At 63.3% G+C, this 13,215-nt stretch carries 9 protein-coding genes and 1 pseudogene; 4 read left to right on the top strand and 6 right to left on the bottom strand.

The annotated features are described in order from the left end of the window. The first annotated feature begins 176 nt into the window (after positions 1–176). The 4 genes and pseudogenes from DBW_RS07500 (at position 177) to istB (ending at position 5,135) form a co-directional block, all read left to right on the top strand. Positions 177–1,391: an IS256 family transposase gene (locus DBW_RS07500; RefSeq protein ID WP_066722594.1), complete on the top strand. Its 1,215-nt coding sequence runs from the start codon at positions 177–179 to the stop codon at positions 1,389–1,391. A 39-nt stretch (positions 1,392–1,430) separates the two neighbouring features. After that, positions 1,431–2,438, top strand: a pseudogene (locus tag DBW_RS07495) (IS256 family transposase); the annotation flags it as partial. Positions 2,439–2,838: 400 nt separating this feature from the next. Continuing rightward, complete coding sequence (gene istA, locus DBW_RS07490) at positions 2,839–4,365, top strand: IS21 family transposase (protein WP_066723643.1); 1,527 nt, start codon at positions 2,839–2,841, stop codon at positions 4,363–4,365. 14 nt (positions 4,366–4,379) lie between these two features. Continuing rightward, on the top strand, positions 4,380–5,135 hold the full coding sequence (gene istB / locus DBW_RS07485) for an IS21-like element helper ATPase IstB (protein WP_066723645.1): 756 nt from the start codon (positions 4,380–4,382) through the stop codon (positions 5,133–5,135). 290 nt (positions 5,136–5,425) lie between these two features. On the opposite strand, the gene DBW_RS07480 is transcribed toward istB, so the two are convergent. The 6 genes from DBW_RS07480 to dnaE all read right to left on the bottom strand — a co-directional run bounded on the left by DBW_RS07480 (position 5,426) and on the right by dnaE (position 13,146). Continuing rightward, complete coding sequence (locus DBW_RS07480) at positions 5,426–5,824, bottom strand: YkvA family protein (RefSeq protein WP_231875402.1); 399 nt, start codon at positions 5,822–5,824, stop codon at positions 5,426–5,428. 20 nt (positions 5,825–5,844) lie between these two features. Further along, positions 5,845–6,606, bottom strand: a complete 762-nt coding sequence (locus tag DBW_RS19125; protein WP_157471952.1) for a septal ring lytic transglycosylase RlpA family protein — start codon at positions 6,604–6,606, stop codon at positions 5,845–5,847. Then, positions 6,606–7,481: a hypothetical protein gene (locus DBW_RS07470; protein ID WP_066726489.1), complete on the bottom strand. Its 876-nt coding sequence runs from the start codon at positions 7,479–7,481 to the stop codon at positions 6,606–6,608. Before DBW_RS07470 ends, DBW_RS19125 begins: the two co-directional genes overlap by 1 nt. 15 nt (positions 7,482–7,496) lie before the next feature. Continuing rightward, positions 7,497–8,408: a sugar kinase gene (locus DBW_RS07465; protein WP_066726485.1), complete on the bottom strand. Its 912-nt coding sequence runs from the start codon at positions 8,406–8,408 to the stop codon at positions 7,497–7,499. Positions 8,409–8,623: 215 nt separating this feature from the next. After that, positions 8,624–9,577, bottom strand: a complete 954-nt coding sequence (locus DBW_RS07460; RefSeq protein WP_066726483.1) for an acetyl-CoA carboxylase carboxyltransferase subunit alpha — start codon at positions 9,575–9,577, stop codon at positions 8,624–8,626. Positions 9,578–9,672: 95 nt separating this feature from the next. Next, complete coding sequence (dnaE, locus tag DBW_RS07455; protein WP_066726481.1) at positions 9,673–13,146, bottom strand: DNA polymerase III subunit alpha; 3,474 nt, start codon at positions 13,144–13,146, stop codon at positions 9,673–9,675. Positions 13,147–13,215: the final 69 nt, after the last annotated feature.

Raw genomic sequence — 13,215 nt, 5'->3', positions numbered from 1 at the left:
TAACTTGTGAAAATATTTACAATTATCTGCAACTTTGGGTGAATGCAATTTGCTAACCGGACACTACTGATAATTCCCTATAATTACAGTATTTTTGTACATTCCGAGGGTGTAAAAAAGATTGTGTAAATGGCCATTCAGGGGTACACCGGGACCCCACCCTCTAAGGAGCCCCCATGGCCATCGAAAAAGATCTGCTGGACCGTCTGCTTGCCGACTACAAGAAGCCCGAAGACCTGATCGGCGAAACCGGCTTGCTTAAACAGCTCACCAAGGCCCTTCTGGAACGAGCTTTGGAAGCGGAATTGACCCAACACCTGGGGCACGAGAAGCATGCTCCCGTGGCCACGAAAGGCGGCAATGCCCGCAATGGCAAGTCGGCCAAAACCATCAAGGGCGAATTCGGCAAACTGCCGATCGAGGTTCCGCGTGACCGGGACAGCAGCTTCGAGCCGCTCATCATTCCCAAGGGCCAGACCCGCTTCGCCGGCTTCGACGGCAAGATCATCTCCCTCTACGCCCGGGGGATGACGACCCGGGAGATCCAGGGGCATCTGGAAGAGATTTATGGCGTCGAGGTCTCTCCCGCCCTCATTTCCAGCGTGACCGATGCCGTCGCGGACGAGGTCAAGATCTGGCAGAACCGACCGCTCGACGCCCTCTATCCCATCGTCTATATGGACGCGGTCCGGGTCAAGGTGCGAGACAACGGCCACGTCAGCAATAAAGCGGTCTACCTGGCCCTGGGCGTCACCCTGGACGGCATCAAGGAGGTCCTGGGCATGTGGGTGGCCGAGAACGAGGGCGCCAAGTTCTGGCTACAGGTGGTGACCGAGTTGAAAAACCGGGGTGTCGAAGACATCTTCATCGCCTGCGTGGACGGGCTCAAAGGTTTCCCCGAGGCCATCGAAGCAGTCTTTCCTCGCACCCAGGTCCAGCTCTGCCTCGTTCACATGGTGCGCCATTCTCTCCGCTACGTCTCCTGGAAACAGCGCAAGGAAGTGGCGGCCGATCTGAAGTCCATTTACCAGGCCGCGACGGCCGAGCAGGCCGAAATGAACCTGACGGAGTTCGAAGCGAAGTGGGATAAAACCCACCCCTCCATCGGCCAGTCCTGGCGGCGCAACTGGGAGAGAATCACCCCGTTTTTCGCCTACCCGGCGGAGATTCGCAAGGTGATCTACACCACCAATGCGATCGAATCGCTAAACATGTCGCTGCGCAAGGTCACCAAGAACCGGGGCTCATTCCCCAACGACGCAGCCATGTTCAAACTGCTCTACCTGGCGCTAAACAATATCGCCAAGAAATGGACCCTGCCGATTCGGGACTGGAAGGCCGCCCTCAACCAGTTCTCTATCTTGTTCGAAGGCAGGTTGCCGGTTTACTGACGACAAAAACCCAAGCCATTTACACAAACTGATTTACACCGCCCCATCAAGGGCGAATTCGGCAAACTGCCGATCGAGGTTCCGCGTGACCGGGACAGCAGCTTCGAGCCGCTCATCATTCCCAAGGGCCAGACCCGCTTCGCCGGCTTCGACGGCAAGATCATCTCCCTCTACGCCCGGGGGATGACGACCCGGGAGATCCAAGGGCATCTGGAAGAGATTTATGGCGTCGAGGTCTCTCCCGCCCTCATTTCCAGCGTGACCGATGCCGTCGCGGACGAGGTCAAGATCTGGCAGAACCGACCGCTCGACGCCCTCTATCCCATCGTCTATATGGACGCGGTCCGGGTTAAGGTGCGGGACAACGGCCACGTCAGCAATAAAGCGGTCTACCTGGCCCTGGGCGTCACCCTGGACGGCATCAAGGAGGTCCTGGGTATGTGGGTGGCCGAGAACGAGGGCGCCAAGTTCTGGTTACAGGTGGTGACCGAGTTGAAAAACCGGGGTGTCGAAGACATCTTCATCGCCTGCGTGGACGGGCTCAAAGGTTTCCCCGAGGCCATCGAAGCGGTCTTTCCTCGCACCCAGGTCCAGCTCTGCCTCGTTCACATGGTGCGTCATTCTCTCAAATACGTCTCCTGGAAACAGCGCAAGGAAGTGGCGGCCGATCTGAAGACCATTTACCAGGCCGCGACGGCCGAGCAGGCCGAAATGAACCTGACGGAGTTCGAAGCGAAGTGGGATAAAACCCACCCTTCCATCGGCCAGTCCTGGCGGCGGAACTGGGAGAGAATCACCCCTTTTTTCGCCTACCCGGCGGAGATTCGCAAGGTGATCTACACCACCAATGCGATCGAATCGCTGAACATGTCGCTGCGCAAGGTCACCAAGAACCGGGGCTCATTCCCCAACGATGCAGCCATGTTCAAACTGCTCTACCTGGCGCTGAATAATATCGCCAAGAAATGGACCCTGCCGATTCGGGACTGGAAGGCCGCCCTCAACCGGTTCTCCATCTTGTTCGAAGGCAGGTTGCCGGTTTACTGACGACAAAAACCCAAGCCATTTACACAAACTGATTTACACCGCCTACATTCCCGGCATATGGCGGTGTTATATACGGATCCGTATATAACACCCGAATGGGTTAGCAGGTTTACTCCGTCCATATGACAAGCGAGATGTTCCTGGTTGTTTGTTTGCTGCGTATTCCGAGCCAAACTTTCCACCGATTCCGATGCAAACTTGCCACTGATTCCGATCCAAACTTGCCAGTCATTCCGACGCAAGGTTTCCACCCGTTCCGATCCAAACTTTCCAGTTTGAGCGGAAGAGGTCGGTGAATCTGTCAGACTGATCAAAGTTCTCGCGACGCTGGGTAACCGCGGGGTACAACCTTCTGGACTTTTTCCAGGAGGTGGTCCCATTGGCACACACGAGGTTATCCATGCGCAAGATCAAGGACGTTCTGCGTCTGCATTACGAAGCCGGCCTGACACAGCGGGCCATCGCCCGCTCCGTCGGCACGTCACACACCACGGTGGGCGAATTTCTGAGACGCGCCGCTCACGCCGGGTTGTCTTGGCCGCTGCCAGAGAATCTGGACGAAACCCGACTTGAACAGTTGCTCTTTCCGCCAGCGCCAGTCATTCCCGCCGACCAGCGCCCCATGCCCGACTGGGCGACCATCCATCAGGAACTCAAGCGCAAGGGCGTCACCCTGGGGCTGCTCTGGGAGGAATACCAGAACAGCCATCCCGAGGGGTATCGCTACAGCCGTTTCTGCGATCTGTACCGTGAGTGGTCCGGCAAACTGCGTCTGTCGATGCGTCAGGTGCACAAAGCCGGCGAGAAGCTGTTTGTCGACTACACCGGCCAGACCCTGCCGATCGTCGACCGCCGCACCGGCGAGATCCGCGAAGCGCAACTGTTCGTCGCGGCCCTGGGGGCGAGTTCCCAGACGTTTGCCGAAGCCACCTGGACCCAAGGGCTGCCGGACTGGATCGGCTCGCATGTCCGGGCCTTCTCCTTCTACGGCGGAGTGCCCGAGATCGTTGTTCCGGACAACCTGAAAAGCGCCGTCTCCAAACCCTGCCGCTACGAACCGGACATCAACCCCACCTATGCGGAGCTGGCCGCTCACTATGGCTGCGCGGTGATTCCGGCGCGGGTGCGCAAACCCAAAGACAAGGCCAAGGTCGAGGCGGCGGTTCTGGTCGCCGAGCGCTTCATCCTGGCGCGGCTGCGCAACCGTACCTTCTTCAGTCTGGCCGAGGCCAACGCCGCCATTCGGGAGCTGGTGGAGCACCTCAACCGGCGCCCCTTCAAGAAGCTTCCCGGCTGCCGCCAGCAGCTCTTCGACACCCTGGAACGTCCGGCTCTGAATCCTCTGCCGGCGACCCCCTATACGTTCGCCGAATGGCGCCATGCGCGGGTCAACATCGATTACCATGCCGAAGTCGACCACCACTACTACTCGGTCCCGTATGTGCTGGTGAAGCAGCAGCTCGACGTGCGCCTGACGGCGACCACCGTCGAATTTCTGCACAAAGGGCAACGGGTGGCCTCCCATGTCCGCTCCTCTGAGCGCGGTCGCCACACCACTCTCGGCGAGCACATGCCCAAAAGCCACAGGGAGTATGCCGAATGGACGCCGCAGCGCCTGGTTTCCTGGGCGGCCAAAACCGGACCGCACACCGCCGCCTTGGCAGAGAAGATCCTGGCCTCACGGGCCCATCCCCAGCAGGGCTACCGCAGCGTCCTGGGGCTGATCCGGCTGGCCAAGACCTACACGCCCGAGCGCCTGGAAGCGGCCTGCCAGCGGGCCCTGGCAACAAACGCCTGTCGCCTCAAGAGCGTCGCCTCGATCCTCAAAACCGGACTGGACCGCCAGTCGCTCCCCGAGTCCACCGAATCCCAACTCTCATTGCTGCCGAGTCACGACAACATCCGCGGCGCCGGCTACTACCACTGACCAAGGAGACCACCATGCTCAGCCACCCCACCGACGACAAACTGCGCGCCCTCAAGCTGACCGGCATGCTCAAGGCCCTTCAGGAACAGCGCCTTAGCGAGACCGCCGATGCCTTGAGCTTCGAGGAGCGCCTCGGCCTGCTGGTCGACCGCGAGCAGACCGAGCGCGACAGCCGCCGGCTCACCACTCGCCTGCGCACGGCCCGGCTGCGTCAGAGCGCCTGCATCGAGGACCTCGACTGGAGGGCACCCCGGGGACTCGACCGCGACCTCGTGCTGGCGCTGGCCGGCGGTCGCTACCTCGCCAAGGGCCACAACATTCTCATCACCGGCCCCACCGGCGTCGGCAAGAGCTACCTCGCCTGCGCCTTGGCTCACAAGGCCTGCCGCCTCGGCTGCAAGACCCTCTACCTGCGCCTGCCCCGCTTCCTGGAGGAACTGGCCCTCGCGCGGGCCGACGGCCGCTACCCCAAGATGATGGATAGAGTCGCCAAGACTCAACTGCTCGTCCTCGACGATTGGGGGCTCGCCCCCATGACCGCCGCCGGTTGCCGCGATCTGCTCGAAATCCTCGAGGACCGCCACAATCTGCGTTCGACCCTGATCACCAGCCAGCTTCCGGTCGAAGCCTGGCACGACTACCTCGGGGATCCGACGGTCGCCGACGCCATCCTCGACCGCCTCATCCACAACGCCTACCGGCTCACCTTGAAAGGAGAATCGATGCGCAAACGGCGATCCCAGCTTGACCCGATCGGCAACTTGGCGTAAGACAAAAACTCCAGCGTCGCTACGCTCCGATCACTGGCAACTTTGCCTTGGAACGAGTGGCAACTTTGCGCTGGAACGGCTGGCAACTTTCATCGGAATCCGCAGTTTGCCGCCTTTTTCTCCAAGCAAAAACAGCCCGCCCGGCGCTGGGCCGGTGCGGGCTGTTGAATTTCCTTCCTTGCTTTTTTCATGTCACCCCTCCAGTGAACCGAAAAAGACCCTTTTTGAATACCTTCTTCGCTGACGGCTGTCAATCATTTTGATAGTTTGCCGTGAAGCGAGAGAGACGATTACCAGCCGGCCTCCTCCAGCAGCCACCAGCCGAGAACGGCCGCCAGGGCAAGCCAGAGCAGCACGATCACCACCGCGGCGACTTTATTGCTGAAACGGGCGGTCACTGTGCTGGCGCGGGCGCGGCTCGCTTCGAGGACGTCGACCGGGGTCAGCCTGAGGATCAGCAGGATCAGCAGCGGAAGGAGGATCAGGTCGTCGAGGTGGCCGAGCAGGGGGATGAAGTCAGGGATCAGGTCGATGGGGCTGAGGGCGTAGGCGCCGACGGCAAGGGCGAGGAAGCGCAGGGGGAGCGGCGTACGCGGGTCGCGGGCGATGAACCAGACGGTCAGGCCGTCATGGCCGAGGCGCTTCGCTGCCGCCCTTAATTTTCCCAGCGCCTGCATCGATCTGCCCATGAAGAGGTGACCGCCCTCCCCTACTCCATCGCCACCACGAAGCTGCTCGGATAACCGGCGCGTTCGTACTGGGCGCGGGCGGTTTCGGCCGCTTCGAGGGAGGTGTAGTTGCCGGCGCGGACCCGGTAGAAGAGCTGGCCGCCGACGTACCCCTGCTGGACGCTGGCGGCGCCGTAACGGTCGCGCAGCTGGGCGGCGAGGCGATTGGCGTTGTCGGCGACGGTAAAGGCGCCGACCTGGACGGCGAAGTGGCCGATGTCGTAGCTGACCGGCTGGCGGTAGACGACCTGGCCCGGGGTATCACTCTCCTGGTAGCCGAGGGCCTCGACCCGCACCGGCGCCGTGCCGGGGCCGACGACGTCGAGGGCCTTGGCAGCGGCGAAGGAGAGATCGATGATGCGTCCCTTGACGAAGGGGCCGCGATCGTTGACGCGCACTGTCGCCTGCTTGCCGGTGGCGGTGTTGGTGACGCGGACGAAGACGCCGAGCGGGAGGGTCTTGTGGGCGGCGGTCATGGCGTACATGTTGTAGGTTTCGCCGTTACTCGTCTTCTTGCCGTGAAAATCGGCGCCGTACCAGCTCGCCGTCCCCTCCTGGACAAACCCCTCGTGGCTGCGCAGCGGGTCGTAGCGCTGGCCGTTGACGGTGTAGGGTTTCTGGTGTCCCTTGAGCTCGCGCCCTTCCGGGGTGTCGATGACGCGGGTGGTGTAGGTCGGCCCGCCGCAAGCGGCGAGGAGGAGCAGCAAAAGCGCGAAAAAGAGGCCGGGCAGGGAACGACGCATCATTGGACTCCGGCGACGGCGGGCGCCAGGGGGGGCTGTGGCTCCTCGACGTTGGCGGCCTTGATGCGGCCGACGATGTGGCCGGGAATCGCGGCGGCGAGCTGGATGCCGAGCTGCACCGGGTAGGAGATCGGCGTGAACCAGGAGGCGATCCCCAACCCCTCGCCGATGATATAGGTGCCGTAGGCCGGATAGAGGACTTTGTAAGCCTTCTTCTCCTCCGCAGGCTGCTCCTCGGCACGGTCGTAGCCGATAGCGTCGCCGGTGGCGATCGCCTCCTGATAGAGGGGGAAGAGCGGGATCATGCGGGCGGCAGCGTAGACCCCCTTGTATTCACGCTGGGCGAAGTCTTTGGCGTGCCCCCCTTCGTGAACGACGATGGCGGTGTGGTCGGAGTAGATATTGATGGTGTTGGTGAAGGGGTTGTAGTTGTCGCCGCCAAAAACCCGTCCCGGCAGGATGGTGTAGAAGGTGGTGGTGATGGCGCCGATGGTGTAGCGCCAGAAGCCGTTGACCGAGCGGTTCTTCACCAGCCGCCGCCATTCGCCGCCGGGCGCGTACTGGTTGAGACGCACCTTGACGCTGGGGAGGTCGTTGGCGGCCAGGTAGCTGCTGAGCGCTTCTTCGGTCTCCGGCGAAATATCGTGGTTGTCAACGCTCCAGTTCCAGAGGATCAGCTTGCTCGGCAGGGAGAAGAAGTAGTGGCCGATGCCATCGAGGAAGGCGACCGGCCGGCCGCGCTCGATCTGCGGCTCCCCCGCTCTCAGGTTGACCGTATCCGGCGCCTCGACGTTGTGAGTGTACTGGTAGGGAACGGCGGCGCAGCCGGCAAGGAGCAGCAGCGCCAGGGCAAGCAATGGCAGGTAGCGTCTCATGTTATCCCTCCGCGATCAGATGGCAGGCTGGGCCTGCAACAGCTCTTCCACCTCGTCCCGCCGCGGGATCGCCGTGCGCCCGCCGAGGGCGCGGCACTTCAGCGCGGCGCAGGCAGCGGCGAAGCGGACCGTCTGCGGCAGCGGCCACTCCTGCAGCAGACCGTAGATATAACCGCCGTGAAAGACGTCGCCGCAGCCGGTGGTATCGACGGCGGTGACGGCAAAGGCCGGCTGATGGAACTCGCCGCCGCGCTGGGTGCGGGTGATGCTGCCGCGGGCGCCGCGGGTGACGGTGACGGCGCGGGCGCCGTACTCGAGGAGTGGCTCGAGGGCCGCTTCGACCGGGCCGCCGGCGGTGACCTGGCGGGCAAAGCGCTCGCTGACGACGAGGTGGTCGATATAGGGGAGAAGCTCCCGCGTCCCCGCGCGCCAGGTGCCGCCATCGAGGACCGTGGTCACCTCGGCGGCCCGGGCGCGATGGGCGGCGGCAAGGGAGGCCTCGGCCTGGAGGCCGTCGAGATGGAGCACCCGCACCCCGGCCAGCAGCTGCGGCGAGAGTTCGGCGGCATGGAGCGGCCGAGCGCTGCCGCGGTGCCAGAAGATGGTGCGCCGGGCGCCGCCGTCGACGGCGATAAAGGCGAGCTGGCTGCTGGCGCCGCGCTCGGCGTCGAGCCAGCGACAGTCGACCCCCTCCTGCTCCAGCTCCCGCCGCATGCGCCGGCCGTGCTCGTCGTCGCCGCAGCGGCCGACCAGCGCGGTGCCGACCCCGAGCCGGGCGAGGGTGACGAGGGCGGTGGCGACCGGTCCGCCCCCCTGGATCAGGAACTGGTCGAGCTCGGCTTTTTCGTCGACCGCCGGGTAGCTTTCGAGGCGGCCGATCAGGTCGAGGGAGGACTGGCCGAGGCCGACGACGGCAATTTCAGCCATGACCCGCCCCGGCATAAAAACAGGGATGATACGGTGTCGGAGGAGCAAATTTCGTCCTGGTCATCCCGTCCATCCCTGTGGTTTAAGTATTCGTGATTCGTGATTCGTGATTCGTGACTCGTGACTCGTGACTCGTGACTCGTGACTCGTGACTCGTGACTCGTGACTCGTTGCTCGTTGCTCGTTGCTCTTTACCCGTTGCCCGTTGCTCGCCCTTACTCCTGCACCTGGCTCATGGCGCGGAACTTCTGGTAGCGCTGTTCGACCAGCTCCTCGGGGGTGAGCTCCTTGAGCTCGAGGTAGTGTTTCTTGAGGAACGACTTGACGTTGGCGGCAGCCAGGGCGTGGTCGTTGTGGGCCCCGCCGATCGGCTCGGGGATGACATCGTCGATGACGCAGCCGAGCTCCTGGATGTCGGTGGCGGTGAGTTTGAGGGCCTCGGCGGCCTGGGGTCCCATGGTGCCGTCGCTCCAGAGGATGGCCGCGCACCCTTCCGGCGAGATGACCGCGTAGACCGAATATTCCATCATCATGACGCGGTTGCCGACGGCGATGCCGAGCGCTCCGCCGGAGCCCCCCTCGCCGGTGATGGTGGTGATGACCGGCACCGTCAGCGCCGCCATCTCCCGCAGGTTGCGGGCGATCGCCTCAGCCTGGCCGCGCTCCTCGGCGCCGATGCCGGGAAAAGCGCCGGGGGTATCGACGAAGGTGAAGATCGGCAGCTTGAACTGCTCGGCCATCTGCATTACCCGCAGCGCTTTGCGGTAGCCTTCGGGATTGGGCATTCCGAAGTTGCGGTAAACCTTCTCCTTGGTGTCGCGCCCCTTCTGGTGGCCGATGACGCAGCAGGGCTGGCCGTCGAAGCGGGCAAAGCCGGCAACAATGGCCGGGTCGTCGCGGAAATTGCGGTCACCGTGGACCTCGAACCAGTCGGTGAAGATGTGCTGGACGTAGTCGAGGGTGAAGGGGCGGTTGACGTGGCGGGCGAGCTGGGTGCGCTGCCAGCGGCTGAGGTTGGAGAAGATCTCCTCGCGCAGCTTTTCGGCTTTTTTCTCCAGTTTCCTGATCTCGCCGGAGAAATCGACCTTGTCGGTCGAATACTCGCGCAGCTCGCGGATCTTCTGCTCCAGCTCGACGAGGGGTTTTTCGAATTCGAGGTAAAACTGCATAGGAACTCCTTGTTTATTCGGCACACGGCGAAAGGCCAAAGGGTCGCCCCTTCGGCCTCCTGCCGCCGGCCGCTAGCCCGCGGCCGCGGCCTGCGCTACTCAAAAGTGACGACATTATAGCCAAAAAGCTTTTCCGTAGCATCCATTATTTCATCGCTCGCCGCCACCGCCAGGTTCTCGGGGAGTTTGAGCAGGGTTTCGCTGCGGTTGGGGATCACCAGGTGAATCAGCGCCGCGCAGCTGCCGCGGTGGCGCGCCATGATATCGCGCAGCGCCCGCAGCTGGGCCTCGTCGAGGCCGGGGGTGGTGAGGCGGAAGTGAACCTTGCTGGTGAGACGCTCCTTGACCTCGCGCAGGGCAAGGACTTCGCTCGCCATCAGCTTGACGCTCTCCTCGCCGATATCGAGAGTGCCGGAGACCAGCAGCGGCTCCTCGCTCTTGAGCAGTTCCATCGCCGCCAGATAGGTCTCGGGGAAGACCACCATCTCGACAAAGCCGGTCAGATCCTCGAGGGTGACAAAGGCCATCCGGTCCCCCTTCTTGGTCACCAGCTCCTTAAGCCCGGCGACGATGCCGCAGACCTTGACCTCCTCCTTGTCGGTGCGCTCGGCCAGCTCGGCGGTGCTGCAGGTGGCGAAGCGCTTGATCGAGGCGGCGTGGCGGGCGAGGGGGTGGCCGGTGATGTAGAAGCCGAGGGCCTCCTTCTCGAAGCCGAGCAGGATGTTCTCGGCCCACTCTTCCAGCGCCGGCAGCTGGCCGTAGCCGTTGCCGCCGGCGGAGATGATCTCCTCGGTACCGAAGAGCGACTCCTGCCCCATCGCCTTCTCGCGCTGGACCTTCTGGCCGATCTCCATCGCCTCTTCGAGGACCGCCATGTACTGGGAGCGCTTGCCGCCGAGAGAGTCGAGGGCGCCGCACTTGACCAGCGCCTCGACCACCTTCTTGTTGACCTTCTGCAGGTTGACCCGCTCACAGAAGTCGTGCAGCGAGAGGTAAGGTTGCTCCTGGCGCGCCTCGACGATCGACTCGAGGGCGGTGCTGCCGACCCCCTTGACGGCGCCGAGGCCGAAGCGGATCGACTTGTCGTGGACGGTAAAGGAGCGCTCCGAGGCGTTGATGTCGGGGGGGAGGACCTCGATCCCCATCGCGCGCACCTCGGAGATGTTCTTGATCACCTTGTCGGTGTTCTCCATGTCCTCGGTCAAGAGCGCCGCCATGAACTCGACCGGGAAATGGGCCTTGAGATAGGCGGTGTGGTAGGCGATCAGGGCGTAGGCGGCCGAGTGCGACTTGTTGAAGCCGTACTCGGCGAACTTGGCCATCAGGTCGAAGACCCCTTCCGCCTTCTTGGCGTCGATCCCCTGCGCCTTGGCGCCGGCGAGGAAGGGTTCCTTCTCCTTGGCCATGACCGCCGGGTCCTTCTTCCCCATCGCCCGGCGCAGCAGGTCGGCACGGCCGAGGGAGTAGCCGGCCAGGGTCCGCGAGATCTGCATGACCTGTTCCTGGTAGACGATGACGCCGTAGGTGTCCTTGAGGATCGGCTCGAGCTGCGGCAGATCGTAAGTGATCGCCTTGCGGCCGTGCTTGCGCTGGATGAAATCGTCGACCATGCCGCTCCCGAGGGGGCCGGGACGATAGAGGGCGCAGACGGCGATGATATCCTCGAAGCAGGAGGGCTTGAGCTTGATCAGCAGCTCCTTCATGCCGCTCGATTCGAGCTGGAAGACGCCGGTGGTGTTGCCGGCCTGGAGGAGCTGGTAGGAGAGCTCGTCGTCGTCGCGCAGCAGCGTGATGTCGAAGGCGGGATCCTTAGCGCCACGGATCAGCTTGACCGCGTTGTCGATGACGGTGAGGGTCTTCAGGCCGAGGAAGTCGAACTTGACCAGCCCGCACTTCTCGACGAATTTCATCGCGTACTGGGTGACCTGGGCCCCCGACTTGGGATCGGTGTAGAGCGGCAGGTATTCGGTGAGCGGCCGCGGCGTGACAACGACGCCGGCGGCGTGGGTCGAAGCGTGGCGGGTCAGCCCCTCAAGGGCCAGAGCGATCGGCCAGAGCTGCTTAATCTTCGGGTCCTTCTCCACCAGCTCGCGCAGCTTCGGCTCCTGGGCGAGGGCTTCCTTGAGGGTGATGCCGAGGGTGCCGGGGACCAGCTTGGCGACCTTGTCGACCTCGCCGTAGGGCATGTTGAGCGCCCGGCCGACGTCGCGAATCACCCCCTTGGCGAGCATGGTGCCAAAAGTGATGATCTGGGCGACGTTTTCGCTGCCGTACTTCTGGCGGACGTAATCGATGACCCGCTCGCGGCCGTAGATGCAGAAGTCGACGTCGATATCGGGCATCGAGACCCGCTCCGGGTTGAGGAAACGCTCGAAGAGGAGATGGTAGGGCATCGGGTCGATGTCGGTGATGCGGATGGCGTAGGCGACCAGCGACCCGGCGGCCGAGCCACGCCCCGGGCCGACCGGGATGTCGTGGTCCTTGGCCCAGTTGATGAAATCGGCGACGATCAGGAAGTAGCCGGGAAAACCCATCTGCTTGATGCAGGCGAGTTCCCGTTCGAGCCGCTCCCGGTACCCCTGCTCCTCTTCGGCGGAAAAGTCGGGGCGCAGCTTGCGGATGTTGGTGAGGCGTTCGTCGAGCCCGTGACGGGACTGCTCCTCAAGGATATCGTCGAGGCTCTTGCCGGCCGGCACCTCGTACTGGGGGAAGTGGTAGGTCTTGAAATCGAGTTCGAGGTTGCAGCGCTCGGCGATCTCCACCGTGCTGCGCAGCGCCTCGGGGACATGCTTGAAGAGCTCGGCCATCTCCGCCGGACTCTTGACGTAGAACTCCTCGTTGGAAAAACGCATCCGCGAGGGGTCGTCCATGGTCTTGCCGGTCTGGATACAGAGGAGCACCTCGTGGGCGAAGGCCTGTTCGCGGCCGAGGTAGTGGCAGTCGTTGGTCGCCACCAGCGGCAGGCCGAGCTCGCGGCCGATCTCGATCAGCCCCTGGTTGACGGTTTCCTGCTCGGGGAGGAAATTCTCCTGCAGTTCGAGGTAGAAGCGGTTGTCGTCGAAGATGGCGGCGATCTCGCCGGCGCGCCGTTTGGCGTCCGCCATCCGGCCATTGCCGATCAGGGTCGGCAGCTCGCCGCCAAGGCAGGCACTCAGGGCAATCAGGCCGGCGTTGCGCTCCTGGAGCAGCTCCCAGTCGACCCGCGGCTTGTAGTAGAACCCCTCGCGGTAGGCCGAGGAGACGAGGGCGCAGAGGTTGCGGTAGCCGGTGAGGTTCTGGCAGAGGAGGACGAGGTGACCGGAGGCGTCGGAGGAGCTGCGCGCGTTCCCCTTTTCGAAGCGGGAACCGGTGGCGACATAGATCTCGCAGCCGATGATCGGCTTGATACCGGCGGCCATCGCCTTCTCGTAGAACTCGATGGCGCCGAACATGTTGCCGTGATCGGTGACCGCCAACGCCGGCATGCGGAATTCCTTGGCCCGCTCGATCAGGTCGCCGATCTTGATGGCGCCGTCGAGGAGGCTGTACTGGCTGTGCAGGTGCAAGTGAACAAAATCGGCGTGTTTCATAAAAACCCGGGCAAGAGAAACGGGGGAGCGGCAGAGGAGGACGGTTCCGGGACCAGGCTCCGGAATCGC

Source organism: Desulfuromonas sp. DDH964 (genome assembly GCF_001611275.1).
Taxonomy (GTDB): Bacteria; Desulfobacterota; Desulfuromonadia; order Desulfuromonadales; family DDH964; genus DDH964.
Note: the sequence above shows the minus strand (reverse complement) of the source record. Positions and strands in the feature narration are given on the sequence as shown.

What these genes read in the sequence shown, in the direction of transcription:
- DBW_RS07500 (WP_066722594.1), top strand. Translation starts at nt 177, where the DNA reads ATGGCCATCGAAAAAGATCTGCTGGACCGTCTGCTTGCCGACTACAAG.
- istA (WP_066723643.1), top strand. Translation starts at nt 2,839, where the DNA reads ATGCGCAAGATCAAGGACGTTCTGCGTCTGCATTACGAAGCCGGCCTG.
- istB (WP_066723645.1), top strand. Translation starts at nt 4,380, where the DNA reads ATGCTCAGCCACCCCACCGACGACAAACTGCGCGCCCTCAAGCTGACC.
- DBW_RS07480 (WP_231875402.1), bottom strand. Translation starts at nt 5,824, where the DNA reads ATGGGCAGATCGATGCAGGCGCTGGGAAAATTAAGGGCGGCAGCGAAG.
- DBW_RS19125 (WP_157471952.1), bottom strand. Translation starts at nt 6,606, where the DNA reads ATGCGTCGTTCCCTGCCCGGCCTCTTTTTCGCGCTTTTGCTGCTCCTC.
- DBW_RS07470 (WP_066726489.1), bottom strand. Translation starts at nt 7,481, where the DNA reads ATGAGACGCTACCTGCCATTGCTTGCCCTGGCGCTGCTGCTCCTTGCC.
- DBW_RS07465 (WP_066726485.1), bottom strand. Translation starts at nt 8,408, where the DNA reads ATGGCTGAAATTGCCGTCGTCGGCCTCGGCCAGTCCTCCCTCGACCTG.
- DBW_RS07460 (WP_066726483.1), bottom strand. Translation starts at nt 9,577, where the DNA reads ATGCAGTTTTACCTCGAATTCGAAAAACCCCTCGTCGAGCTGGAGCAG.
- dnaE (WP_066726481.1), bottom strand. Translation starts at nt 13,146, where the DNA reads ATGAAACACGCCGATTTTGTTCACTTGCACCTGCACAGCCAGTACAGC.